This window comes from Roseibium album (genome assembly GCF_965233825.1).
Classification (GTDB): Bacteria; Pseudomonadota; Alphaproteobacteria; order Rhizobiales; family Stappiaceae; genus Roseibium; species Roseibium album.
The window spans coordinates 5,765,962-5,788,756 of the sequence record NZ_OZ247583.1; the positions used below are offsets into that span (position 1 = coordinate 5,765,962).

A 22,795-nucleotide genomic window follows, 5' to 3' on the forward strand; every position below is an offset into this window, starting at 1 on the left:
CCTTGAGAGAATAAGGGAGCGCGTTTGAACGCCGAAACACCGCCTGCGATCTTGTTTTTGCACGCCTTGCCGCTGGACGGCACAATGTGGCTAGGTCAGTTGGACCTGTTTCCCACTGCCTGCTATGCGCCGACCCTCTATCGACATGGCAACTCGATCGAGAACTGGGCAACCGCTGCGCTTAAAGAAGTACACGAAGAAGAAATTATTGTCATAGGTTGTTCAATCGGCGGGTCGTGCGCCCTTGAAATTGCGAAATTGGCACCACATCGTGTTCGAGCCATCGTGCTGGCTGGAACAAAAGCACACAAAAACCCAAATCCAGTTTTTTTGGAGCAAGCAGTCAATCTCATCCGAACGCGAGGGCCGAATGCAGCGTGGAATGCCTTTTGGAAACCGCTTTTTTCAGTTTCCTCAAATGATGATGTTGTGAGGGCCGCGAAAGAAAGTTTCGACAAAAGATCCGCTCGCGAACTCGTTGACGGCACTGTTGCGTTCCATATGCGCCCTAGCAGACTCGATCTTCTGGAAAGCTTCCCTCACCGGACAGTTTTCATCTCAGGCAGCCACGATATCGCCCCCGGTCCGGAATTGACATTCAAACAGGCAAAAACAGCAAGAGATGGAAGCTGTCACGTAATTCCGAATTGCGGTCACTACGCGCCACTTGAGGCAACAAGCGCCTTCAACGCAATCCTTCGACAAGAGCTTCTGGTTCATTTTCCCGCTGAATGCGGATCCTGAACTTTTCAATGTGACCAATGACAAGCAGAAACAAATGGAACCCTATACCGCAATAGGTGCCGCGATATGCGGGTGCGGATCGTAGCCTGTCAGCTCGAAATCTTCGTATTTGAAGGCAAAGAGATCGGAGACGTCCGGATTGATCTTCATTTGCGGCAACGGACGCGGGGTCCGGGTAAGCTGTTCGCGCGCCTGATCGAAGTGGTTGGAATAAAGATGTGCATCGCCGAGCGTGTGCACGAAATCGCCGGGTTTCAATCCGGTGACCTGTGCCACCATCAGGGTCAGCAACGCATAGGAAGCGATGTTGAAAGGCACACCAAGGAAGACATCAGCCGATCGCTGGTAGAGCTGGCACGACAGCTTGCCGTTCGCCACGTAGAACTGGAACAGGGAATGACACGGTGGCAAAGCCATTTCCTCGACCAGAGCCGGGTTCCAGGCGGAAACGATCAGCCGGCGGCTTTCCGGACTGGTGCGGATCATTTCCAGCAGCTTTTCGATCTGGTCGATGGACCTGCCGTCCGGTGCCGGCCAGGACCGCCACTGGTAGCCGTAAACCGGGCCGAGTTCGCCATTTTCATCCGCCCAGTCATCCCAAATTTTCACGCCGTTTTCATTGAGATAGCGGATATTCGTGTCGCCGTCCAGGAACCAGAGCAGCTCATGAATGATCGATCTCAGATGCAGCTTCTTGGTCGTCACCACCGGAAAACCTTCGGCAAGATCGAAGCGCATCTGGTGACCGAAGATTGAGCGAGTACCCGTTCCCGTTCGGTCGCCCCTGTCGGTACCTTCGTCGAGGATTTTTGCCAGGAGGTCGAGATATTGCTGCACGGCAACGGCCTTTGAAACACGGTGAGAGCGTGATGATAACTTCGCAGATTTTCTGAAAAACGCAGCCCCCCGATCACACTTTCCCCAGATCGATCAGGGTTCCTGATTGGCAATTCCGCGGGTTGTCTCAATCCGCTCGCTGTCCGGGTTTGCAATCGGATGCGATGCGCGTTCCGATCTGTTTGCACTTATCGGGAATTTTGGGTCCGTTGCCCGGCGAGCCATTGTGCCTCCGGTTCACGTCTCAAAAACAAGAGGCCTTTTTCCTCCCTGACAATGGACCACGCTCCGGAGGTGATATTCAAAACATCATGAAAATCCGGAAGATTGGAGGGTTCGTCCGCGATCAGAAGAAATCCATCTTTGGCAAGTTTCTCCGTGAGCCTCGCAAGGACCTTCATCCGAGGTGTACGCTCCAGCATATGCAGGGTACGGTCGAAGACAATCACGTCAAACATGCCGCAAGGGTCATAGCTGGCAATGTCGGCGACATCTCCTTCGACCGACAGCCCTTCTCGCGCAGCCTGTTTCAACAGACAGGCGATCCCGGAGGACGACAAATCCACGCCGGTTACAAGATGCCCCAGCCTTGCGATAAACAAGGCGTCCCTGCCTTGTCCGCACCCGACATCCAGTATTCGTGCACTCGGCTTTGAATAAGTCTCGAAGAACTCGCAAAATGCCCTGTTAGGAGCGCCGAGCGCGTCGGGAGTTGTGCGGTAGAGTGCGTCGTAATCATAGGCCATCGGTCATTTCTCGCTACTTGTCTTGCAATTGGGCCTGAAAGGCCGAGTTCAGGAATTCTGCCTTCATCATGTGTGCTTTCATGGCAGGCAAGCCGATCGCCTTGATTGTCAGAATTGCAGCATAAATCAGGGTAGCGGCTGCCAGCGCATCAAGCGTCCACGCGACGGGCTCCCGGAGGACACCAACGAAGGAAGGTTTTTCAGGCCGGGAAGGGTCCAGAATCCGGTCAACGCATGCAGTACCAGCGCAATCCAGAAACCGGCACAGCAGGGGCAATACCACTGGTCGCAGAGCGACTGCAGCGGCCTGGGCAAATTCTCCAGGGGAGTCTTGAACCAGGCTCCCTATTCGGGCTGCTTGTCCCATACAAGAAGGTGGATTGCCGTGCCCATCAACATCAACTCGCATTTCATGCTTCCCCGCATTGCGTTCCATAAAGTTAGTTAGTTTAACTTACTTATTTGATCAAATTTCAGAGTGAACTATGACGCATCCGGCAAATTCCAGACTTGCAACAGTCCGGCCCGTTCCTCGCTACTCAGTTCCAGCATTATCTGGCGCGCAGCAGATGCGTAAATGCCTTTGCCGCAATCCAGCCGGGACTTCCCTTCTGCGGTCAGCAATATGTGCTGTGCCCGGGCGTCATACTGGCAAGGAACCCTGCGCACCCAGCCACGTTCCTCCAGCTTGACGACCATGACGCTTGCAGAAGCTTTGCGAACGCCCATCGCCTCAACCACATCCTGCAGATGCTGACCATGATCGTTCTTGTCCGTTTGCTGGTATTCCTGCTGCTGGATCGCGCTCAGATACTCAAATTCGCTGTAGGACACACCCGCATCCGCTGCGAGCGCATTCCATCGGCGGTGCGCGTGTCGATGCACCAGTTCGAAAAATTCGGTAAGATCCACAACTCAATCCATATAGTTAGTCTCCCTAACTAACTCACAGGCAACCTGCCGTCAACGCTGCTGTCGACCTGTCTTCGAGATGTGTGAGTCTCCTTCCATGTTTTCCCGGCAAATCACTGCATCCCCTTTTCTTTCAGTAACAAAGCGCTTATATCAAGGCTGCTGGTTCGCCAGCTACGGCAATAAACTGTCAGTGCAATAAACCTATCGGACCCGGGGGCGGTACCCGGCGCCTCCACCCAAGCCCGTGAGGCTATCTATCGGAAATCTCACGGGTTTCGGCGGGGGCGAAATAGGATCGACGAGGGCGTAAAGACTGTGCTTTTGCTCGGCATTGTACCACCGTTATCGGGCTGTTCTAATAGTTGCAAACGACAACTATGCTATGGACAACGCTGTCGCCGCGTAATGCAGCGCCGGTAGTCCACTAAGTCCCGTAGGTTAGCACCTTCAGGCGGGGTTCGAAGGCACCTGGCAACAGAAGCCTTCACCTAATCCCCTCCCTTTGGGTTCCCCAAAACAGCCCTTTTCTGGACGTTGTGCATGCATTGGCTTAGCCTTCTCAGGAAAGACTCATTATTCTGGTATCACTTGGAAAATTGGCTTTTCTTTTTGACGCCGGACGGTCAATGTGGGCCGGATAGAGCTAATTAGAACGAGATTCGACGAGAACTGATGTCTGAAGACCTTCTGCGATACGATATCCTTATCCAGGACGCGCTCAGGGGCGCGGTCAAGAAGATTCTTGCCGAGGTCGGACGAACAGGCCTGCCCGGTGACCATCATTTTTACATCGCCTTCGATACCAACGCGCCGGGCGTGCGCATATCCCAGAGGCTGAAGGAACGCTATCCTCAGGAAATGACCATTGTGCTGCAACACCAGTTCTGGGATCTGGCAATCGGCGAGCATGCGTTCGAGGTCGGGCTTTCCTTTGGTGGCGTTCCGGAAAAACTGCTGGTGCCCTTCTCGGCGATCAAGGGCTTTTTCGATCCATCCGTCCAGTTCGCCCTGGAATTCGATCCGGGCAAAACCGCCGAAGAACTGCCGGAAGAATTGCTTGAAGCGGTAGAGGAACTGGCAAAGGCCGAAAAGGAACAGACGGACGGCGAGAGCGATGCCCCGGCTGTGACTGGCGGAGCTGAAGTTGCGGCGGTGGATGCGGCTGAAAGCGAAAAGCCGGCTGAAAAAACGCCTGCCGGTGATAGCGGCGGCGAAGTCGTCTCCCTGGACGCGTTCCGCAAGAAAACCTGATTGCCGGAGGTTTGCATGAGCGCGGAAATCGTCAATCTGCGCCAGGTTCGCAAGCAAAGAAAGCGGACCGACAAGGAAAAACAGGCCGAAGACAACCGGCGCAAATTCGGCCGAACCAAAGCCGAGCGGGATGACGCGCGCAGACGGCGTGAGCATCTGGAAAATCAGGTAGACAGCCACCGGCTCCCCGGACCGGGCTCATCCAGCGAAACCGAGACGGACTGATCCGTATGGCGTTCGTCAAACGGTCCCTCTCCCTGCATGGCCATCGCACCAGCCTTGCCCTGGAACCCGAATTCTGGGAAGTCGTGGATGAAAATGTCGCAGCCGAACAACGATCCCTTGCCAGCTTGATTGCAGAAATCGACGACAACCGGGACCCTGACGATCCGCTGTCTTCAGCAGTTCGCGTGTGGGTTGTCCGCAAGATCAGACCAGTCTAGCTCGTATCAGCCCTACTGCGCCCCGGGCAATACCAGCGGTGCACCGACGTCCTGCGTGATCAGGTCCTCGATGGAGATCGGTGGATCAAGAGGTGGCAGAGCATCCGTCGGCTTGGCGGTGGGTGTCGACTGCGGAATAGACTGTGTCGTCTGCACGTCTGTCTCGCCCAGGAGGGCTCGGATGCGGTCGGCAAACGGCTGATCGCTGCCGGACGGCTCCGCATCACTCTGCTGGCGCGGTATCGGTGTCGGTCCCGGTGCGGGAACAGGGCTATCCTCGCCCTGTTGCTCCCGGAGTTCTTCCAGCACACGTGCCTCTTCTTCAAGCCGCAGTCGTTCTTCTTCCGCTGCAAGGGCTGCCGCCTCGGCTTCGCGCACACGCCGGTCCCTTGACTGTCTCTGTCGTTTCAGTTCGCGAACAAGCCGATCCCTTTCCAGAATTTCAGCTTGCAGTTTCTCAACCCGTTCAACTTCCTGCTCGAAAGCGCGCAAGGTCAGGTAGGCTGTGAAGGGTGCAATATCGACAAGACGTTCGGGCTGCTCAATAGGTCCCTCGAACAACAGGCCAACTTGCGGTTCCGCTCCGGTGACAGCATCTACTCCCGGGTCGACCTTCAGGGAAAAATCGGCATCGAGATCATAGGTTCTGAGGTCGACTTCGCCAGACCCGAAAATCTCGGCTCGTGCCGAGTCCACGACGACATTGCGCGCGCTGAGGCGCCCGCCGACGAGCGTTAGCGTTCCGTCGACCCGCTCGAAAGGCAGGTTCCCGGCGCTCATATGATTGACAAAAACCTCGCGGATCCTGTCGTCCTGCAATTCCAGACCGGCGTCCGCTGCACGCGTGACCAATGGAAACGCCTGTGGATTGAGGCTGCGGAAATCGCCCTGTCCCATGGAAAACGTGCCGCCCCCGTTGAGTCCCGCCACGATCGCGGAAATCGAGCGCCCGGCACCCTCGAATTCCAGGAACAGATCCAGCGTTCCGGAGGCGACAGCACGATTGCCGGGTTTCCAGACCAGCTGGCGAAGGTCGGCATTGTTCAGTTTGACGCGCCCGGAAAAGGCCGCTTCCGCGTCCGAACGCTGAACAGACAGGCTGCCGTTCAGGCTGCCACCGGCAAAAGCACCTGACAGACCGTCAAGCCGCATGAGCGAAGGGGAAAGGCGAAGTTCGCCACGCGGGTTGGCAATCTCGGTTGTCTCATCGACAAGCAAACGGTCCGCTTCGACCTGAAGCGTGACGTCGAGTTGATCCAACAACGGTGCTCCGAATGGTGACGATGGCCAGATGCTCGTCCCGTCACCCACCGAAAACCACTGATCGGGCCCGAGCACAAGTTCGGTCAAACCCCGAAGATCAATCTGACGGGCAAAAAGTTCACCGCTGAACCGGCGGTTCCGTTCTCCGGGCGCCGGTTCAAGATTTCCCGAAACCCGTCCCTCGAACGAAGTGTCACCGAGAGAACCTGTAGCGTTGTCGATCTGCAGGTCACTCCCCTGCCCCTTGAGATCGAAGACGACTTCAGCCGGGATCGTGCCGGTCATGACCGGAAGGACCCTGCCGGCCATCAGTGCAAGAGGTGCCAGATCATCCGTTTTTGCGGAAACACTGGCGCTGTATTCCGGATCGATGTCTTTTTGGAGAACAAGGCTTCCTTCCGCCTTCAGGTCGGATGCACCGATGGTGGCGGCAACTTCGACTGCCAATCCATTTGAAGGAACACCTGTTGCAATCAGATAGATCTGGCCGCTGCTGTTTGTACCCACCGGAATGATGTCGAAGCCAAGCTGCTGCAAAAGTCTCCCGCCGTCAGGTCCCTTCAACCCGACAGAAAAATTCACACCGGCATCGTGCCAATCGTCTACCCGTCCCGTGAGATTTGCGCTGACGACGGCCTCCGCCCCCCCTGCCGTACCATCGAGGCGAAGGGTCATGTCGGTGCCATCACCGACTGCTGCGGCTTTGAGTTCTCCCTGAAAGGTCGCTGGAACGAGACTTCCGGCAGCCTTTTCAAGATGGCGTGCGAATGCCGTATCAGGAAAGATGCTGCCCGCCAGAGCAACAAGGCCGGACAGGTCACGCGCATCAAGCTCACCTGCGACTGCGCCTTCGGGAGCCGAGAACAGGTTACTGATTTCCCCCGTGACATCGAGACGAGCGCCGGCGAGGTCTTCGGCAAACAACCGATCAATCCGGACACCGCCATCGGTATATTCAGCTTCCAGGGCAAGGCCCTTGCCATCGACGCCGCGGGCAACCACTTCCTTGGCGCGCAGCCGCAACGAAACATTCAGCCCTTTGGGATCTTCCGCACTGCCGTTCTTTCCAGGGCTCGGCCGTATAAGACCCGCGAGGCTTTCGATCGCATCAAGGTCCAGTCTTTGCGCATCAAGGCTGAGCGAAAACTCTGCATTGCCTTGCCGCGGTTTGCGATAGGAAAGAGCCCCCCGCGCCTCGGAACCGTCCATGGTGAGGCGAAGATTGTTCAATGCAGCGCCTTCCGGAAGCAGGTTCAGGCGCCCTTCCAGAGCAATCGGCTCCATAGCGGAGACATTGCTTTCCTTTTGCTGCCACCATCCAAGGAAGGACCCGGGCTGGTCCGAACTGATTGAAATGGCCCCCCGGTAACTCATCGAGGGCTCAAGACCGAGATCTCCCTGGGTTGCGACCGTTGTTCGACCAGGCAATCGCCCGGCCAGGCGCGCAATACGCCATCCACCAAGCATTGTCTCCAGATCAAGCCGCACGTTCTGGACAATGCCACCACCGGCAACGAGGGCAGGAACATCGAGCGAGAGTGACCCGTCAATCGCGGGCAGAGGCACCGAGCGCAACGCCGAGATCAATTGTCCGCTCGCCGAATTGAGCTCGACGGGGTTTTGCGGTCCGCCGCCGAGCAACCGGTCCAGATCGACCTGCTTGGACGTCGCCCGGATCTCGAACCGTTTGTTCCCTGCGTAAACCAGGTCTGCGCTGCCGGTTACGCTGAGACGCTTGTCATCAGGCCCGTAGCGAAACTCGAACTCAGGCACGGCGACTTCTGCGATATCAGCCGTGAACCGGCCCTCGGACGTCCAGATGTTGCTGTCGTCTTCCTCCAGAACAATCGACGCGATGTTGAACCTGCCGTCGAAAGCAGGTGCGGCATCGGACTGTTGCAGCATGCCGTCAAAGGCAAAGTTCACGGCCCAGTCGACCGGTGTCATCTCCCCCTTGATGCGAATACCAAGATCCTGTTGGGCGCGACCGGTCGCAATGGAGAGATTGTAGGGCGAACCTTCAAGGGTAAGGCTGCCGGTCGCCTTGAAAGGTCCGGCGAGCGAACGGGCGCTGACCGAAAGGTTGCCATTATCCACACGATGCGTTTCACCTGATCGTGCATCGACGATGGAAAGCGCACCGTCGCGAATGGTGATCTTCTCGAATGCGACATCTTCAGGCGGCACATTTGCAAGCGCTCCATCCGACGTACGCGCGGTCAGCCAGTCCAGTCTGCCATCTTCGTCAAGCGACAACGACAGGTGGGGCCGATCCAGCTCCATGTCGATAACGCGGATCTCGCCCTTCAGAAGCGGCGGCAGCTCAATACGAACATTGAATTGTGAAACGACAAGCAGCGGATCTTCCGCTTCGCCGACCCGCACGTCGGAAAAACTGATGGACGGAGCAGGCAACAGGCGCAAGTCGGCTTCGCCGAGCACGGTTACCCTGTGTCCCAACGCCCGTTCTGCATAGGTTTCAAAGGTGGAGCGGTAAACGGTCCAGTCAATAAAAAACGGTCCGACCAGTGCCGCAACCAGCACCAGAATAACGGAAATTCCCAACGTGATGTAAACGGAGTTCAGGCCTTGTCTCCTTGTTCTCCAAAGTCACCGGACCCTTCACCGGACACATGTAGCGCATCTTTGCTGCACCGCAAATAGAAACAGGGAAAGTTACGCCTGCCGCCTAACATATAAGCTGCCGCGGTTAAAACGAGCTTATCGAACTGATTCGATAGAGTATCATGATTGCGGCAGGATCTTGCCCGGATTCATCAAATTGTGCGGATCGAGCGCTTGCTTGATTGCCTGCATCATTTCGAGTGCATCACCATGTTCCCGCCTCATGTATTTCTGCTTGCCCTGGCCGACACCGTGCTCGCCTGTACAGGTTCCGCCCATATCGAGGGCACGGATCGCGAGCCGTTCAACAAAAGCTTCGGATTTTCGCATTTCCTCCGGATCATCGAGATCAACCAGAATCTGGACGTGGAAATTGCCGTCGCCGACGTGACCCACAATCGGTGCCAGAAGTCCTTCGGCCTCAATGTCCTGCGCAGTTTGGATCACGCATTCGGCAAGCCGCGAGATCGGCACGCAAACATCGGTCGCCACGATCTGAGCTTCCGGTCTCAATCCCTTGCCCGCCCAGTAGGCATCGTGACGTGCCGACCAGAGTCTGGTTCGGTCTTCTGCCACCGTGGCCCATTTGAACGGGCCGCCGCCAAGTTCATCGGCTATTGCAGAAAACATCTCCGATTGCTCTTGAACCCCGGCTTCCGATCCGTGGAATTCCAGGAACAGTGTCGGCGTCTCCGCAAGGTCCAGCTTTGAATAGGCATTGCAAGCCTTGACCTGAAGGCTGTCGAGCAGCTCGATCCGTGCGACCGGCAAGCCCATCTGGATCGTCATGATCACGGCCTGGCAGGCAGCCTCCACATCGGGAAATGGACAGACACCTCCGGAAATTGCCTCCGGTTGACCATGAAGCCGGATGGTCAGCTCCGTGATGATACCCAGCGTTCCTTCGGACCCGACAAACAGACGCGTCAGATCGTAGCCGGCAGAGGACTTCCTGGCACGGCCGCCTGTCTTGATGATGCTCCCGTCAGCCGTAACCACGGTCAACCCGAGAACCGCGTCTTTCATTGTCCCATAGCGAACGGCATTCGTACCTGATGCCCTGGTTGCCGCCATGCCGCCGAGGCTGGCATCAGCACCGGGATCGATCGGAAAGAATAATCCGGTGTCCCTGATATAACTGTTGAGCTGCTTGCGGGTCACGCCCGCCTCGACCCGGCAATCAAGGTCGTCCGAATTCACTTCAAGAACCCGATTCATCCTGCTGAGATCAATCGAAATTCCTCCGCGAGGTGCGTTGACATGTCCTTCGAGCGAAGTCCCTGTGCCGAAGGCGATTACCGGAATATTTTCTGCGGCGCAGAGCCGGACGATTTCAGCCACCTCGTCGGTCGTTTCTGCAAATACGACAGCGTCGGGCGGCTGGTTCGTGAGCCAGGTGGTTGTGTGTCCGTGCTGCTCTCTCAAGGCATGCGATGTCGCGCAGCGATCAGCGAACCGCTCCTTCAGTGCCCTGATAACACCTGCAACGTCATGCTGCTGCTCATTCAGCAGGTCTGCTTTTGCTTCTATCGCCATTTCGAGCCGCCGTCCTTCCTTCCGGAACCTGGATGTGGCCCCGCATTTCGTTATTGAATATGTTAGCGGATGAGGAAAAGGTCAAAGCCAAATCCGGCTTTGGCGGCAGAGCTTTGCAGGAAAATTCTGAAGGAGTCCAGCATGAAGGCTGAGTGGGGTGAAGGACCGGTCGAAAGTGACGTCATGACGGTCAAGGACGAGTGGATCGATTATAACGGCCACCTGAACATGGCTTATTACAACGTTCTCTTTGACACGGCGGTCGACCAGGTCTTCGAAAGACTGGGCCTTGGACCCGAATATCTGAAGACACGCGGAGCCTCCTATTTCACGGCGGAAGTACATGTCTGCTATCTTCGCGAACTTGGTGCAGGCATGCCGGTGATTGGCACACTTCAACTTGTGGACTTTGACTCCAAGCGGGCCCATTTCTTTCAGGAACTGCGTCACGCCGAAGAGCATTGGCTGTCGGCAACCTCCGAACAACTGAGCCTTCACGTCGACATGACCGCCCGCAAGGTTGCCCCCTGGCCGGAAGATATCCTGGCCAATCTGAAGTCATTAAGCGACGCGCAGGCCGCGCTAATGCAGCCCGAAAGAGCCGGCAGGCGCATTGCGATCGCAAAATAAGCGGTTCAAACAACAAAATGGAGTGATTTGGAGCATATGACGGGATTGTAGGCCTGTTCTTTCGCACCGACTCGGGCAAGATGGGCACAACAAGACAATGTCCTCGCTTCTCCGGCCCGACAAATGCGCAAGATAATAGAAACCGCCGGTCAACTTCCAGACATCCTCATCAGCTGGATTACCCCCAACGTGCGCCAGTTCCGGGCAAGCAAACTGCCCGTGGTCTGGCTGCTTGCACTACTTGTCGGTGCACTGGTGGCCTTGGCCGCGATTGCCTTCCGCACCGCCATCGGACTTATCCAGTGGCCCTGGCTGCGCACAACGACTGAACTCACGATCCAGGCTGCCACCCAGCAACCCTGGTGGATTGTCATGCTCGCGCCGGCGATTGCCGGATTGCTGGTCGGCTGGATCCTGCACAAGTACCACCCCTATCAGCGGGCCGGCGGCGTTGCCGACGTTATCGAGGCGCGCGCCTATGGAGGCCGCGGTCTGCCCTTCAAGGCCGGTCTGTGGTCCGCGCTGGTCACGGTTATTTCGCTCGGTGGCGGTGCCAGCGCAGGTCGCGAAGGCCCGGTCGTTCACCTTGGAGCAACGGTAGGAACGGCGGTCTGCGGTTTCTTCCAGCTTCCCGATTCAGCTCGCCGGATCCTGCTCGCCTGCGCCGTGGCCAGCGGTGTTTCAGCCTCCTTCAACGCTCCGATCGCCGGTGTTCTGTTTGCCCATGAAGTCGTGCTGGCGCACTACGCGGTGTCAGCCTTCGTGCCCATCGTGCTGGCGTCGGTCATGGGAACGCTTTTGTCCCGCCTGTGGTTCGGAAACGTTGCAGCCTTCGAAATCCCGCAATACGAAATCACGTCCTATCTGGAAATCCCCGCTTTTGCGCTCCTTGGACTGACGTGTGCGGCCGTCGCCATCATCTTCCAGTTTGCATTGATCGGCAGCGACTGGACGGCACGCAATATAACAATGCCCCTCTGGCTCAGACCGGTTATCGGTGGTCTGGCTGTCGGTGCGATCGGTGTTTTCTATCCGGAGATTCTGGGCGTCGGCTACGAGGCGACGGATCTTGCGCTGAAACACGAACTGACCATCAACACGATGCTGACCCTTCTTGTGGTGAAGACCGCAGCAACGGCAATAACGCTCGCATCGAGGTTTGGAGGCGGCATATTTTCGCCATCCCTTTACCTCGGCGCCATGACAGGCGGTGCGTTCGGTCTGATCGCAGCCTCCGTGTTTCCCGAAATGGCTTCGAGCCATGGCCTTTATGCCATTCTTGGCATGGGAGCGGTTGCGGCCGCGGTGCTTGGAGCGCCGTTTTCAACCACCGTCATTGTCTTCGAACTGACCGGCGGTTACGCCCTGTCGATCGCGCTGCTGCTCGCGGTCTCGATCGCAACGGGACTGACACAGGCCGTTCACGGCAAGTCCTATTTCCACTGGCAGCTTGGCATGCGCGGATGTTTCGTCAATGAAGGCGCGCATCAATTCCTGAGCGAAACCGTGAAGGTCCGTGATTTCATGGATCCACCACCGGAAAACGAGGAAGAGCAGCTCTTCAACCCGGGTGAAGATGGGCCCTATCTGCACGATACCGATACCCTGGAAAGCGCCTTGAAAAGCTTCGATTCCTGCGGCAAGGCCACGTTGCCCGTCGTTCGGAAGGGAGATGCGACCAAGGTTATCGGTCTGGCCCGCCATGTCAGGGGCCTGCGGTACTTCAACGCTGCCTTGATCAAGGCCACCAAGGAAGAGCATCACTAAGCTGCTGATTGTCGTAAATGCGGTTATCCGGACAGTTCGGGCAAGGTCGAGCCAAACGCTGTCATCCCCGCGGTGGCCGGGATGACGGAAAGTCGGGTCAAGAATGTGGCACGTACTCGACCCGATGCGCTCCGTTCGGGCTAGATCGCCTCCGTCGCCTTTTCCAGCCAGATACGTTCCTTTGCCCCGACCAGAGGTCCGACCTCGGCGCGGACGCGTGTGTGATAGCGGTTCAACCAATCGCGTTCGAAAGCTGTCAGCAAGGACACGTCGACGAGACGCAGATCCATGGGAACCAGCGTAATGGTCTCGAAGCCGAGCATCGGCCTTTCCCCACCCGCAATGTCCCGAGCTTCCGTCACAATCTCCAGGTTCTCCAGTCGGATGCCATATTCCCCGGCCGGATAAAACCCGGGTTCATTGGACAGGATCATGCCCGGCTTTAGGGGCACCGTCCCGGTTTTGGCAATCCGTTGAGGTCCTTCATGGACACCCAGATAGGCACCCACGCCATGGCCGGTTCCGTGGTCGAAATCCCGTCCCGCCTTCCACAGATCGATCCGGGCAAGCGTGTCCAGTTGCGCACCTGTCGTGCCCTGAGGAAAACGCGCTGTCGAGATCGCAATGTGCCCCTTGAGAACAAGCGTGAAATTTTTCTTCATCTCCGCGCTCACATCACCAACTGCCAGCGTTCTGGTGATGTCGGTCGTGCCGTCTTCGTATTGTCCGCCTGAATCGATCAGGAACGGCTTTCCCTGAGGAATCCGGAGATTGCTTGTCCGGCTGACGCGATAGTGGCAAATGGCCCCGTTCGGTCCGGCACCGGAGATCGTGTCGAAGGAAATGTCTTTCAAAACACCGGTTGCCCGCCGGAATTCTTCCAGCTTCTCTGCCACGCCGATCTCGTCCAGGCCGCCTTTTGGGGCCTCTTCATCGAACCAGCACAGGAAATTCACAAATGCCGCTGCATCGCGAAGATGCGCTGCGCGCGCGCCGTTGAGTTCCGTCTCGTTCTTGACCGCCTTCGGCAACAGAACAGGATCTTGCGCCTCGATCAGAGTGCCGCCTGTATCCGTTATCGCGTCCGCAATCCCGATACCGGCAAGCGCCGGATCGATCATGACCTTCGAACCGGCCTTTCCGAGCGACGCAAGTCCGGTCTTGAAGTCACCCGGTTCTTCAAGGTCCGTCAGTTCGCTCAAGGTGTCCCGTACCGAATTGGATAGTTTGCGGCCGTCGATATAAAGGGACGGTTTTCCGCTGGAAGGGACGGTTGCAAATGACAGGGGCAGAGGCGTGTGCGTGACGTCCGACCCGCGAATGTTGAGCAGCCACGCAATGGAATCCGGTTGCGTCAGAACACAGGCATCGGCTTTCTTGTCGCTGAGGGCAGACTGAAGCGCAGAGATTTTTTCCTGAGAGGACATTCCCGCCAGTGCAACCGGATACAGCGAGACCTGTCCAAGAGGCGGTTCGGGGCGGTCTTCCCAGACACTGTCGAGCGGATTGTCATCGAGCGTAACCAGTTCTGCGCCCGCTTCCTGGCAGACTTCTCGCAGACGCCGAACCTCACGCACGGTATGCAGCATGGCGTCAATGCCGAGCTTTTGTCCCGGTTGCAAATGCGTCGCCAGCCATTCACTCACAGGCGCGTTGATCAGATGCTGCGCGGGAAACACCTCCATATCCACCTGCTCGCGCACCTGGATCGTGTAGCGCCCATCCACAAAGATGGCAGCCTTGCCGCCCAGAACCGCTGCAACACCGGCCGAGCCGGTAAATCCCGTCAGCCATTGCAGGCGGCAGTCATGCGGCGGCACATATTCGCCCTGATGGGCATCCGCGCGCGGGATCAGAAAGCCGTCGAGGCCGAGGCGGGCGAGTTCGGCCCTGAGAAGCGCTGCATGCGGCGCTCCGCAGGAGGGATCACTGAGATCTTCGAAGGACTGGAACATGAGCGGCACGGTAATTTGACCGCCGCCGCGGATCAAGACGGATAATTTTTCCGTAAAACTCGCTGAATCAGAAACAGTTTAACGTCATTTTGCAACGCAGCAATCTCTTCGCATATGCGAAAGACGCAAAGCTGTCATGCATCTGGAGGCCTACCGGATCCGCGCGTGAACCTGCATATTAGGGACAAGAACAAATAAAGACGTTTCTCCCTAGGGAAGCTCTTCAACTTCAAATGGGAATGATTGAGATGACTATCGCAACCACGACTTCTACCCGCTCCGGCAACAGCTTCATGCGCCGCGCGTTTGACCGTATGGTTGAAGCCCGTTCGCATCAGGCACGCCGCTATGTCAATGGCTACCTGCTGTCCCTGGACGACGCGACTCTTTCCGCTCACGGCTATGACCGTGACCAGCTCGAGCGCGAAGGTGCTGCAGTTAACCCCTTCTGATGCACTCAGCGTTCGGTTGAACGCGGATGAGATGCACAGCCATCAAAAAATGCGATCAATACCGGGGCGTCCGTCTTTCAATGGACCTTCCGTGATCAAATGGGGCTCAGGCGCTCGCAAAGAAGTACTGTGCACGTGAAAAAGGGCCTGCCGGCTGTCCGGCAGGCCCTTTTCGTATCCGGAAGACCGCAGAAATCATAGCCTCAGGCAAAATTGCGGCCGCGCACCAGTGTCAGTGTCAGCCAGCCGTCTTTCTCGCGCTGTCGGTCCAGAACGAAGCCCTGGCAACGATATGCGAACAGGATGCGAGGACCATCCTCAACCCTCAGGCCAGACAGGACCAGGGTGGCGGTCTGAGCCATTTGCGAACCGATCGCCTTGGCCATTTTCATCAAGGGCCTTGCCAGGATATTGGCAATGACCAGATCAAACGGTCCGTAAAGTCGAAACCGCCGGTCTTCCACGCCGTTTGCCGTGAACCCCTTGACGAGGTGGGCTGCCCCATTCAGGCGGGCATTTTCCAGCGCCGTCCGGGTTGCGACAGGATCGATGTCTGTTGCCAGAACCTGTTGACGCGCCTTGAGCGCCGCAGCAATCGCCAGAACGCCCGTTCCGGTACCCAGATCGAGAATGCTGTTGTATTCACGCAGGGAAAGAAGCCTGTCGATTTCCTCAAGGCATCCGGCCGTCGTGCCGTGATGTCCTGTCCCAAATGCCAGCGCCGCCTCGATTTCCAGCCCGATCGCCCCGGCCGGAACCTTGTCCTTGTCGTGACCGCCATGTACCACAAACCGACCGGCGCGAACCGGATTCAAGCCTTCAAGACTTTTTTCCACCCAGTTGATATCCGGGAGTTCTTCGGCCTCCAGCTTTCCGGCAAGTGCATCACCACCGACCCGGCTGCGGACCAGATCCCTGGCGTCGTCAGCTCCCAAGTCGAACACCAGCACTTCGGCTGACCAGAGCCTGTCGTCTTCTGACGTTTCAAAAACGGTAACCGGGTTGCCATCGTCCTCGAACACATGTTCAAGCAATTCTGCAAACCGCTTTGCTTCGCGTTCGTCAGCTACGACCCGTACCCGGATGGTGTTCATGCGTGTATCCGCCTCGATAAGTTGTCGGTCAAGGCGTGCGATATAGCCTCAAGGCAGGCAACACGCCAGCGTCAAGTACATTTGACTGGTCAAATGCGCTCTCCGCGCCATGTTTTTCGGGACGGAGGCATGCGATGACACGAAAAAGGCAGCTATTCTCACTGGCACAGGTCAACCGGCTTTTACTGGGCATCGCGCTCTGCCTGATTTGGCTTACCGGCATTTCTCATGCAGACAGCTCCCGGGACGCGCTTTTCGATGCCTTGAAAAAGGCGCCCAACGAGGCCGAAGCCGAAGTCATAGAAAACGAAATCTGGCGTTCCTGGCTGGAAGCTGCCCCCTCACCGGACCTGCAATCGAAACTGGAGACGGCCATGCGATTGCGGGGACAGTACGATTTTCAAGGCGCCAGAGATCTGCTCGACGAGGTCATCGCGGAAGCACCCGACTACTCGGAAGGCTGGAACCAGCGTGCTTTCGTGCTGTTTCTCCAGGGCAACTACGAGGCCAGTCTTGAAGACATCGACCGGACGCTCGATCTGGAGCCTCGACATTTCGGCGCGCTATCGGGAAAGGCGATGATCTTCATAACGCAGGGGCGTGTGAAGCTCGGCCAGGAAACCCTTCGCCAGGCTGTCGAAATTCATCCCTACCTGAAGGAAAGGTCGATGCTGATTGCCCCCAAGGGAGTGGATCTCTAGGTCCTTTCGCGTTCCATCGGCAGCGTCATACGGACGGTAAGGCCGCCTCCTTGCGTCTCCATGAGGTCCAGTTTTCCCGAAGCCGCCTCCACGATCGCCTTGCTGGTGGACAATCCGAGGCCGAATCCGGTGCCTTGCCGGATCTGACGAGCGGCATCCCCCCGTTCAAAGGGTTCGAGCAGTCGATCCCGCTCTTCTTCCGCTATCCCCGGGCCGTGGTCGACGATATCGATTTGGACCTTGCCGTCCCGGACCCCGGCTTCGATTTCGGCACCGTCGCCATATTGCCTGGCATTGTCGACCAGATTTGACAACGCCCGCAACAGCTCCCCTCTTCGGGCGTTGATCGAAAATCGCCCGCTGCAGCGAAGTTCGATGGGAAATCCCAGGTCGCAATATTGATCGACGAGCGCGTGAAGCAGACTGGGGACATCGATCCGAAGCACGGGTTCGGAACTTTCCCCTTCTCTCAGAAATCCCAGCGCCGCACTTATCTGCTGGTCCATGATGTTCAGGTCTTCAAGGCTCCTGTCCCGGATATCGCCGTTCTCGAGCAGGTCCAGGCGCAACCGGAGACGCGTCAGCGGTGTGCGCAGGTCATGACTGATCGCGGCGAGCGTACGGGTGCGTTTTTCCACGAACCTGTCGATTCTGACCTGCATGCGGTTGAATGCCGCCGCAGCCGCCCGCACCTCTCTGGGCCCTTTTTCGGCAACCGGGACAGGCTCGGTGCCCGACTCGCCAAAGGTAGACGCTGACTGTGCGAGCTCCGCCATCGGCCTTGCCAAAGATCGTGCAGCCCAAGTCAGCAGGGCGCAAAATGTCAGGGCAAGGAAACCGGCAAACAGGTAAAACGGCAAACCCAGCAATGGCGGTGGCGGACCGCGAAATCCCCACTCTGCCAGGACAAGGCTATCGTCCTCGAGCCGGATGAACAGCCGCGGCGGCGCGCCCTTGCCGAGTTCCCGCGGTCCCAGAACATGTTCGATGCGCATGCCAAGAAGCGTGTCACCGAGGCGAAACGGACCAAAACGCCGGCCACGTTCCCCATCAGTGGCAGCAGCAAGGTCACTCTCCTCAACAAGCTTGATGTTCAGGCCAGGCGCTTCCCGCTGAAGGTCTACGAGAACCGCCTTGCGCAAATCTGCCGGTGTCTCGTTGAGCTTTGCCACCGCCACGCTGACAAGATGACTGTTCATCACCGAAAGATTGTCGTCGAGCGCCTGCCGCACAAAGAGCGTGGCGACCACTCCGGCCAGGGTCATGAAGGTGCCGGCAACCACCATCAGCAACAGCAGCTGGTACAGCATGGTATCGGGCCAAAGGCGCCTAATCATCACGTCCTTCACGCGTGACCGGGGCCACGAATTCATAGCCGCCGGACCGGACGGTTCGGATGTACTGGTAGGATGCACCGCCAGCCTCGAGCTTGCCACGCAACCTGCTGACCAGAATGTCCACGCTTCGTCCGTTGGACGCACCAATCTGCCCGAGGGTGAGTTCTATCAGCTGATCCCTGCTCAGGACCCGTCCTCTGCGTTCCACCATAACCTGAAGCAGATTGAATTCCGCCGGCGTCAGTGAAATCACCGCCCTGTCGGCATTGAACAGATACCGGGCACGGCAATCCATTCGCCAGCCCTCAAAACACAGGCTCCCCTCTTCCGCCGGAGCCGCCCGCGCCCCCAGTTCGACGCGGCGGAACAAGGCCCGGACACGCGCAATCAGTTCTCGCGGATTGAATGGCTTGGGCAAATAGTCGTCGGCGCCGACTTCCAGGCCAATCACCCGGTCGATATCCTCGTTTTTTGCAGACACGATGATGATGGGAACCGGGCTTGTGGCCCGCAGGCGGCGGCAGATGCTGACGCCGTCTTCACCAGGAAGCATGATGTCGAGAACAACGAGATCGATACGGTTGCTTGCCAGCAGACGATCCATTTCAGAGCCGTCGCGCGCCACGGTCACCTTGAAGTCGTTCGACACCAGATGCCTTTTCATCAGCAGTCCGATTTCGGCATCATCTTCAACAACGAGTATATGGGACGTCCTGTTCATCACTGGACCTTAAGCGCGTTCCGGGGACAATTTCATCAGGAAACTTCAGAAAATTGTTTCCCCGTGTTTCCGGAAAACGCGATGGAAACACGCTGAAAACAACGCGTTTCCACGGTTAACATCGCGTTAACACTCAAGATGCCAGCCTGAATTCACTCAAGGCAGGACATTCATTTCAGGAGCAGATCAATGATGCCAGTTGGTGCAGGACCGGCATTGCCACCGCCGGGAGCATCCCCGAGAGACCAGGCGGTCAATGCGCTCGATACACAGGTCGAAGATGGTGAAATCACCACCGAAGAAGCCGACGCGATGCTTGCGACCCTGGATGCGATACACGAAGACCACAGAACAGCAGACGCATCGGATTTCGCCGCCGCTCCGCCGTCCGGGGAAGACATTCAGGCCAGGTTCGACACCATGTTGTCCGACCAGGTTGAGACCGGAGCCCTGACGCAGGACCTGGCTGACCAGTTGAGCGCGATGTTCGAGAACGGCGACATCGGACCACCGCCGCCACCTCCTGGCGGCAGCACGGCCGAAAACCCCGGGAATGATATGGATGCCGATATGCGGGAGATCATGAACGCAATACTGGAAGAAACCCGAAATGCGTCGCCCTACGCTGCAAACGGAAGAACCGCGTTCTCCGGTGCATCACCTCTGTTCGCCGATTTTGAGGTCTGATGACACCAGGCTATTCGGCCGAGTTCCCACCGAGGCCGATGTCAAGTCTCTCTCAAAGGGTGTTTCAAACCCGCAAATGACTTAAGAAATGCGAGAGGGAGACAAACCGGCCACCGTCAGGTGGCCGGTTTTACCGTTCGTGCTGCGCGCTAGAGCGCATCCATTGAATGTTGGTTCGTTTGATGCCGGAAAGCAGGTCACTCGGCAAGGCGCGTCACGAAGGGCGATGTGGTGCTTCGGGGTCAAGTGGCGCAACGCTGCCGATGCGCTGCTTTCCGGCATCCGAAGGGCCGGGCTCTTTCTCCCGCTGACTGCGTTGGCTTGCGCTTGTGGTGGGGTACACCGCTGCACACAAGCCGCCTGGGCAGCCAAAGAAAGCGCGCCGGTCAAATGATCCAACATTCAATGGATGCGCTCTAGTGGCGTTCGACGAAACTGTCGATGACTTTCTTCACCCCGGCCTTTTCGAAATCGACCGTCAGCTTGTTTCCCTCTATGGCCGTGATGGCGCCATACCCGAACTTGATGTGGAACACCCTTTCTCCGAGTGAATAGGCCGAAGGTGTTTCGCTGACTGACTTTGCAACCAGTTCGCCCTCGATGGTCAACGGGCCCTGGCGTTTCATGCGCGCAGACTGATACCCGCGTCCGCCTTCCGAAAAACCGTCGTTCGACTTTTTGGCCCGTTGCGCGCGCTGCCAGCCGGGCGTCGAGTAGCTGCCACGTTCGAACGGGTCATTGGTATCGAACCGTGAGGGACCGTATCCGCCACCGGCATATCCGCCGTAATTGGACGATGGTTCCGCGATCTCGACATGGTCCGCCGGCAATTCGTCAAGAAACCTCGAAGGAACCGTGGACTGCCACAGACCGTGAATTCTTCTGTTGGAGGCGAAATAGAGCTTGGCGCGCCGTTTGGCCCGCGTGATGCCGACATAGGCAAGCCGGCGCTCTTCTTCGAGGCCTGCCCGGCCACTTTCATCGAGCGACCTTTGGTGAGGAAAGAGCCCCTCTTCCCACCCCGGCAGAAACACCGTATCGAATTCCAGACCCTTGGCGGAATGCAACGTCATGATCGAGACGGCATCGCTGGCGTCTGCACTGTCCCGGTCCATCACCAGCGAGATATGTTCAAGGAAACCTGCCAAGGACTCAAATTCTTCCATTGAGCGGATCAGTTCCTTCAGATTGTCGAGACGCCCCGGAGCCTCGGCCGACCTGTCCAGTCGCCACATTTCCGTATAGCCGCTCTCGTCCAGAATGATCTCGGCCAGTTCGGTGTGTTTGAGGTGCTCCAGCTGCCGCCGCCAGCGCTCGAAATTGTCGAGCACGGTCTTGAGAGAATTCCGCGGTTTGGGCTTCAGTTCCTCGGTGTCGATGAGTTGCTGCGCTGCCTGGGTCAGCGGGATTCGCTCCGCTCTTGCCAGGCCGTGCACCAGTTTCAGGGTCGCATCGCCGAGACCACGCTTCGGCGTGTTGACGATCCTCTCGAAGGCAAGATCGTCTGCGGGCTGCGCAACACAGCGGAAATAGGCAAGCGCATCGCGTATCTCCATGCGCTCATAAAATCGCGGACCACCGATCACCCGGTAATTGAGGCCAAGCGTGACGAACCGTTCCTCGAATTCACGCATCTGGAACGAAGCCCGCACAAGAACAGCCATGCCGTTGAGGGAATGGCCCTTGGCTTGAAGCGCTTCGATCTCGTCGCCGATGGTCCTCGCTTCCTCTTCGGAATCCCAGACCGACGCGACCGAGACCAGATCGTGGTCCGGTTCCTCAAAGTCGGTGAAAAGCGTTTTGCCGAGACGGCCCTCGTTGAAGGAAATCAGATGTGACGCTGATGCCAGAATATGGCTGGTCGATCGATAATTCCGCTCCAGCCTGACCACCGTTGCACCCTTGAAATCGTGCTCGAAGCGCAGGATGTTGTCGACCTCGGCACCGCGCCAGCCGTAGATCGACTGGTCGTCATCGCCAACACAGCAGACATTCGGGTTGCCCTGGGCCAGAAGGCGCAGCCACAGATACTGGGCAATGTTTGTGTCCTGATATTCATCCACCAGCATGTAGCGGAAGCGGCGCTGGTAGTCCTTGAGAATATCGGGCTGGGTCTTGAAAAGCGTGATCACATGCAGCAGCAGGTCACCGAAATCGGCGGCATTGAGGATCGAAAGGCGTTCCTGGTATTCCTCGTAAAGCCTGCGCCCCTTGCCATTGGCGAATGCGCGCGCTTCGCCTTCCGGAACCTGGTCCGGTGTCAGCGCCCGGTTTTTCCACCCGTCCAGGATTCCGGCAAAGGCCTTGGCGGTCCAGCGCTTGTCGTCGAGACCTTCCGCCTGGATAATCTGTTTGATCAGGCGGATCTGGTCGTCCGTGTCGAGGATGGAAAAACTGGATTTCAGTCCGACAAGTTCCGCATGCCTGCGAAGGATCTTCACGCAGATCGAGTGGAAGGTTCCCAGCCACGCCATGCCTTCAACGTTTCCGCCGACAAACCCCGCGATACGTTCCTTCATCTCACGCGCGGCCTTGTTGGTGAAGGTCACAGCGAGAATCTCGGACGGACGCGCACGGCCGGTTGCCAGGATATGTGCGATCCGGGTTGTCAGGACGCGGGTTTTACCGGTTCCCGCACCGGCCAGCACAAGAACCGGTCCTTCCGTCGTTTCAACGGCAAGTGCCTGTTCCGGATTCAGTCCGGCCAGATAATCCGGGGCCTGCCTGGCTGCCATCGCCCTTGCCGCGATACCACCTTGCGGGCGCGGCGGTACAGGCGACGTGTCCTGCCGCGCAACGCTCGGCTGAAAGGGATCGTCGAAGGAATCGTCATACCCGCCCGGGTCTGCCATGATTTACTGGTCCAGTTGCGTAAGAGCGCTCAAGGTCAGACGGATGTGCCTAAACTTTTCGAGCATCATTCGGCATTCTATTCAATGCAGGATGTTCGAATGAGAACAATATAGCAACAAACTCGCTCTGGCGAGACAGAAAACCAAGTTTTCGTGGGGACAAAAAAGCCGGTGAAATCTGCAAACGACTTCCCGGAGCAGTCAATCCGCACTCAATTTCGGCAAACAGGCATCAGACG

Annotated in this window: 20 protein-coding genes and 1 other RNA gene; 10 read left to right on the forward strand and 11 right to left on the reverse strand. The window is 57.6% G+C overall.

Annotated elements, in window-relative coordinates; all coding sequences use genetic code 11:
• Positions 1 to 57 precede the first annotated feature (57 nt).
• On the forward strand, positions 58 to 744 hold the full coding sequence (locus tag ACO6TI_RS26525; protein ID WP_422385337.1) for an alpha/beta fold hydrolase: 687 nt from the start codon (positions 58 to 60) through the stop codon (positions 742 to 744).
• Positions 745 to 786: 42 nt separating this feature from the next.
• On the opposite strand, the gene ACO6TI_RS26530 is transcribed toward ACO6TI_RS26525, so the two are convergent.
• From ACO6TI_RS26530 to ACO6TI_RS26545, 4 genes are all read right to left on the reverse strand, one after another.
• Positions 787 to 1,581, reverse strand: coding sequence for a thymidylate synthase (locus ACO6TI_RS26530; protein WP_422383705.1), 795 nt, complete (start codon positions 1,579 to 1,581; stop codon positions 787 to 789).
• 188 nt (positions 1,582 to 1,769) lie between these two features.
• Positions 1,770 to 2,327 carry a class I SAM-dependent methyltransferase gene (locus ACO6TI_RS26535; protein ID WP_422383706.1) on the reverse strand — a complete coding sequence of 186 codons (558 nt, stop codon included), beginning with the start codon at positions 2,325 to 2,327 and terminating at the stop codon, positions 1,770 to 1,772.
• 13 nt (positions 2,328 to 2,340) lie between these two features.
• Positions 2,341 to 2,736 carry a hypothetical protein gene (locus tag ACO6TI_RS26540; protein ID WP_422383707.1) on the reverse strand — a complete coding sequence of 132 codons (396 nt, stop codon included), beginning with the start codon at positions 2,734 to 2,736 and terminating at the stop codon, positions 2,341 to 2,343.
• A 74-nt stretch (positions 2,737 to 2,810) separates the two neighbouring features.
• The gene (locus ACO6TI_RS26545; protein ID WP_422383708.1) at positions 2,811 to 3,239 is read right to left on the reverse strand and encodes a MarR family winged helix-turn-helix transcriptional regulator; all 429 of its coding nucleotides are present in this window, start codon (positions 3,237 to 3,239) and stop codon (positions 2,811 to 2,813) included.
• A 122-nt stretch (positions 3,240 to 3,361) separates the two neighbouring features.
• On the opposite strand from ACO6TI_RS26545, the gene ssrA reads away from it, so the two are divergent.
• The 4 genes from ssrA to ACO6TI_RS26565 all read left to right on the forward strand — a co-directional run bounded on the left by ssrA (position 3,362) and on the right by ACO6TI_RS26565 (position 4,936).
• Positions 3,362 to 3,731, forward strand: a transfer-messenger RNA (tmRNA) gene (gene ssrA / locus ACO6TI_RS26550).
• A gap of 183 nt (positions 3,732 to 3,914) precedes the next feature.
• Positions 3,915 to 4,493 (forward strand): SspB family protein, encoded by a 579-nt coding sequence (locus tag ACO6TI_RS26555; protein WP_055117282.1) that lies wholly within the window; start codon positions 3,915 to 3,917, stop codon positions 4,491 to 4,493.
• A 15-nt stretch (positions 4,494 to 4,508) separates the two neighbouring features.
• On the forward strand, positions 4,509 to 4,718 hold the full coding sequence (locus ACO6TI_RS26560; RefSeq protein ID WP_104703634.1) for a DUF4169 family protein: 210 nt from the start codon (positions 4,509 to 4,511) through the stop codon (positions 4,716 to 4,718).
• 5 nt (positions 4,719 to 4,723) lie between these two features.
• Positions 4,724 to 4,936, forward strand: coding sequence for a ribbon-helix-helix domain-containing protein (locus tag ACO6TI_RS26565; RefSeq protein ID WP_104703633.1), 213 nt, complete (start codon positions 4,724 to 4,726; stop codon positions 4,934 to 4,936).
• Positions 4,937 to 4,948: 12 nt separating this feature from the next.
• Here the strand turns inward: ACO6TI_RS26565 and ACO6TI_RS26570 are convergent, their stop codons facing one another.
• Both ACO6TI_RS26570 and ACO6TI_RS26575 read right to left on the reverse strand, forming a co-directional pair.
• Entirely contained in the window at positions 4,949 to 8,764 is a 3,816-nt protein-coding gene (locus tag ACO6TI_RS26570) for an AsmA-like C-terminal region-containing protein (RefSeq protein WP_422383709.1), read from the reverse strand.
• A gap of 180 nt (positions 8,765 to 8,944) precedes the next feature.
• The gene (locus tag ACO6TI_RS26575) at positions 8,945 to 10,360 is read right to left on the reverse strand and encodes an FAD-binding oxidoreductase (RefSeq protein WP_196895375.1); all 1,416 of its coding nucleotides are present in this window, start codon (positions 10,358 to 10,360) and stop codon (positions 8,945 to 8,947) included.
• Positions 10,361 to 10,501: 141 nt separating this feature from the next.
• Here ACO6TI_RS26575 and ACO6TI_RS26580 point away from each other — a divergent pair, with 141 nt between their 5' ends.
• Positions 10,502 to 10,990, forward strand: coding sequence for a thioesterase family protein (locus ACO6TI_RS26580; protein ID WP_422383710.1), 489 nt, complete (start codon positions 10,502 to 10,504; stop codon positions 10,988 to 10,990).
• Positions 10,991 to 11,113: 123 nt separating this feature from the next.
• Entirely contained in the window at positions 11,114 to 12,757 is a 1,644-nt protein-coding gene (locus ACO6TI_RS26585) for a chloride channel protein (protein ID WP_055117295.1), read from the forward strand.
• A gap of 140 nt (positions 12,758 to 12,897) precedes the next feature.
• On the opposite strand, the gene ACO6TI_RS26590 is transcribed toward ACO6TI_RS26585, so the two are convergent.
• Positions 12,898 to 14,712, reverse strand: a complete 1,815-nt coding sequence (locus tag ACO6TI_RS26590; protein WP_350184815.1) for an aminopeptidase P family protein — start codon at positions 14,710 to 14,712, stop codon at positions 12,898 to 12,900.
• Between the two features lie 248 nt (positions 14,713 to 14,960).
• Here ACO6TI_RS26590 and ACO6TI_RS26595 point away from each other — a divergent pair, with 248 nt between their 5' ends.
• Positions 14,961 to 15,164 carry a hypothetical protein gene (locus tag ACO6TI_RS26595; protein WP_035898125.1) on the forward strand — a complete coding sequence of 68 codons (204 nt, stop codon included), beginning with the start codon at positions 14,961 to 14,963 and terminating at the stop codon, positions 15,162 to 15,164.
• 203 nt (positions 15,165 to 15,367) lie between these two features.
• Here the strand turns inward: ACO6TI_RS26595 and ACO6TI_RS26600 are convergent, their stop codons facing one another.
• A complete protein-coding gene (locus ACO6TI_RS26600; protein ID WP_055117298.1) occupies positions 15,368 to 16,258 on the reverse strand; it encodes a 50S ribosomal protein L11 methyltransferase in 891 nt (296 codons plus the stop codon).
• Positions 16,259 to 16,392: 134 nt separating this feature from the next.
• Here ACO6TI_RS26600 and ACO6TI_RS26605 point away from each other — a divergent pair, with 134 nt between their 5' ends.
• Entirely contained in the window at positions 16,393 to 16,959 is a 567-nt protein-coding gene (locus tag ACO6TI_RS26605) for a tetratricopeptide repeat protein (RefSeq protein WP_196895372.1), read from the forward strand.
• Here the strand turns inward: ACO6TI_RS26605 and ACO6TI_RS26610 are convergent.
• Together ACO6TI_RS26610 and ACO6TI_RS26615 are read right to left on the reverse strand one after the other, a co-directional pair.
• Positions 16,956 to 18,296, reverse strand: coding sequence for an ATP-binding protein (locus ACO6TI_RS26610; RefSeq protein WP_422383711.1), 1,341 nt, complete (start codon positions 18,294 to 18,296; stop codon positions 16,956 to 16,958). The two genes, ACO6TI_RS26605 and ACO6TI_RS26610, sit on opposite strands and share 4 nt — an antisense overlap.
• Complete coding sequence (locus tag ACO6TI_RS26615; RefSeq protein WP_055117304.1) at positions 18,289 to 19,017, reverse strand: response regulator; 729 nt, start codon at positions 19,015 to 19,017, stop codon at positions 18,289 to 18,291. Before ACO6TI_RS26615 ends, ACO6TI_RS26610 begins: the two co-directional genes overlap by 8 nt.
• Before the next feature lie 189 nt (positions 19,018 to 19,206).
• Between ACO6TI_RS26615 and ACO6TI_RS26620 the strand changes: the two genes are divergently transcribed.
• Positions 19,207 to 19,704, forward strand: a complete 498-nt coding sequence (locus tag ACO6TI_RS26620) for a hypothetical protein (RefSeq protein WP_422383712.1) — start codon at positions 19,207 to 19,209, stop codon at positions 19,702 to 19,704.
• Between the two features lie 416 nt (positions 19,705 to 20,120).
• Here ACO6TI_RS26620 and ACO6TI_RS26625 read toward each other — a convergent pair whose 3' ends face one another.
• A complete protein-coding gene (locus ACO6TI_RS26625) occupies positions 20,121 to 22,556 on the reverse strand; it encodes an ATP-dependent helicase (protein WP_422383713.1) in 2,436 nt (811 codons plus the stop codon).
• Positions 22,557 to 22,795: the final 239 nt, after the last annotated feature.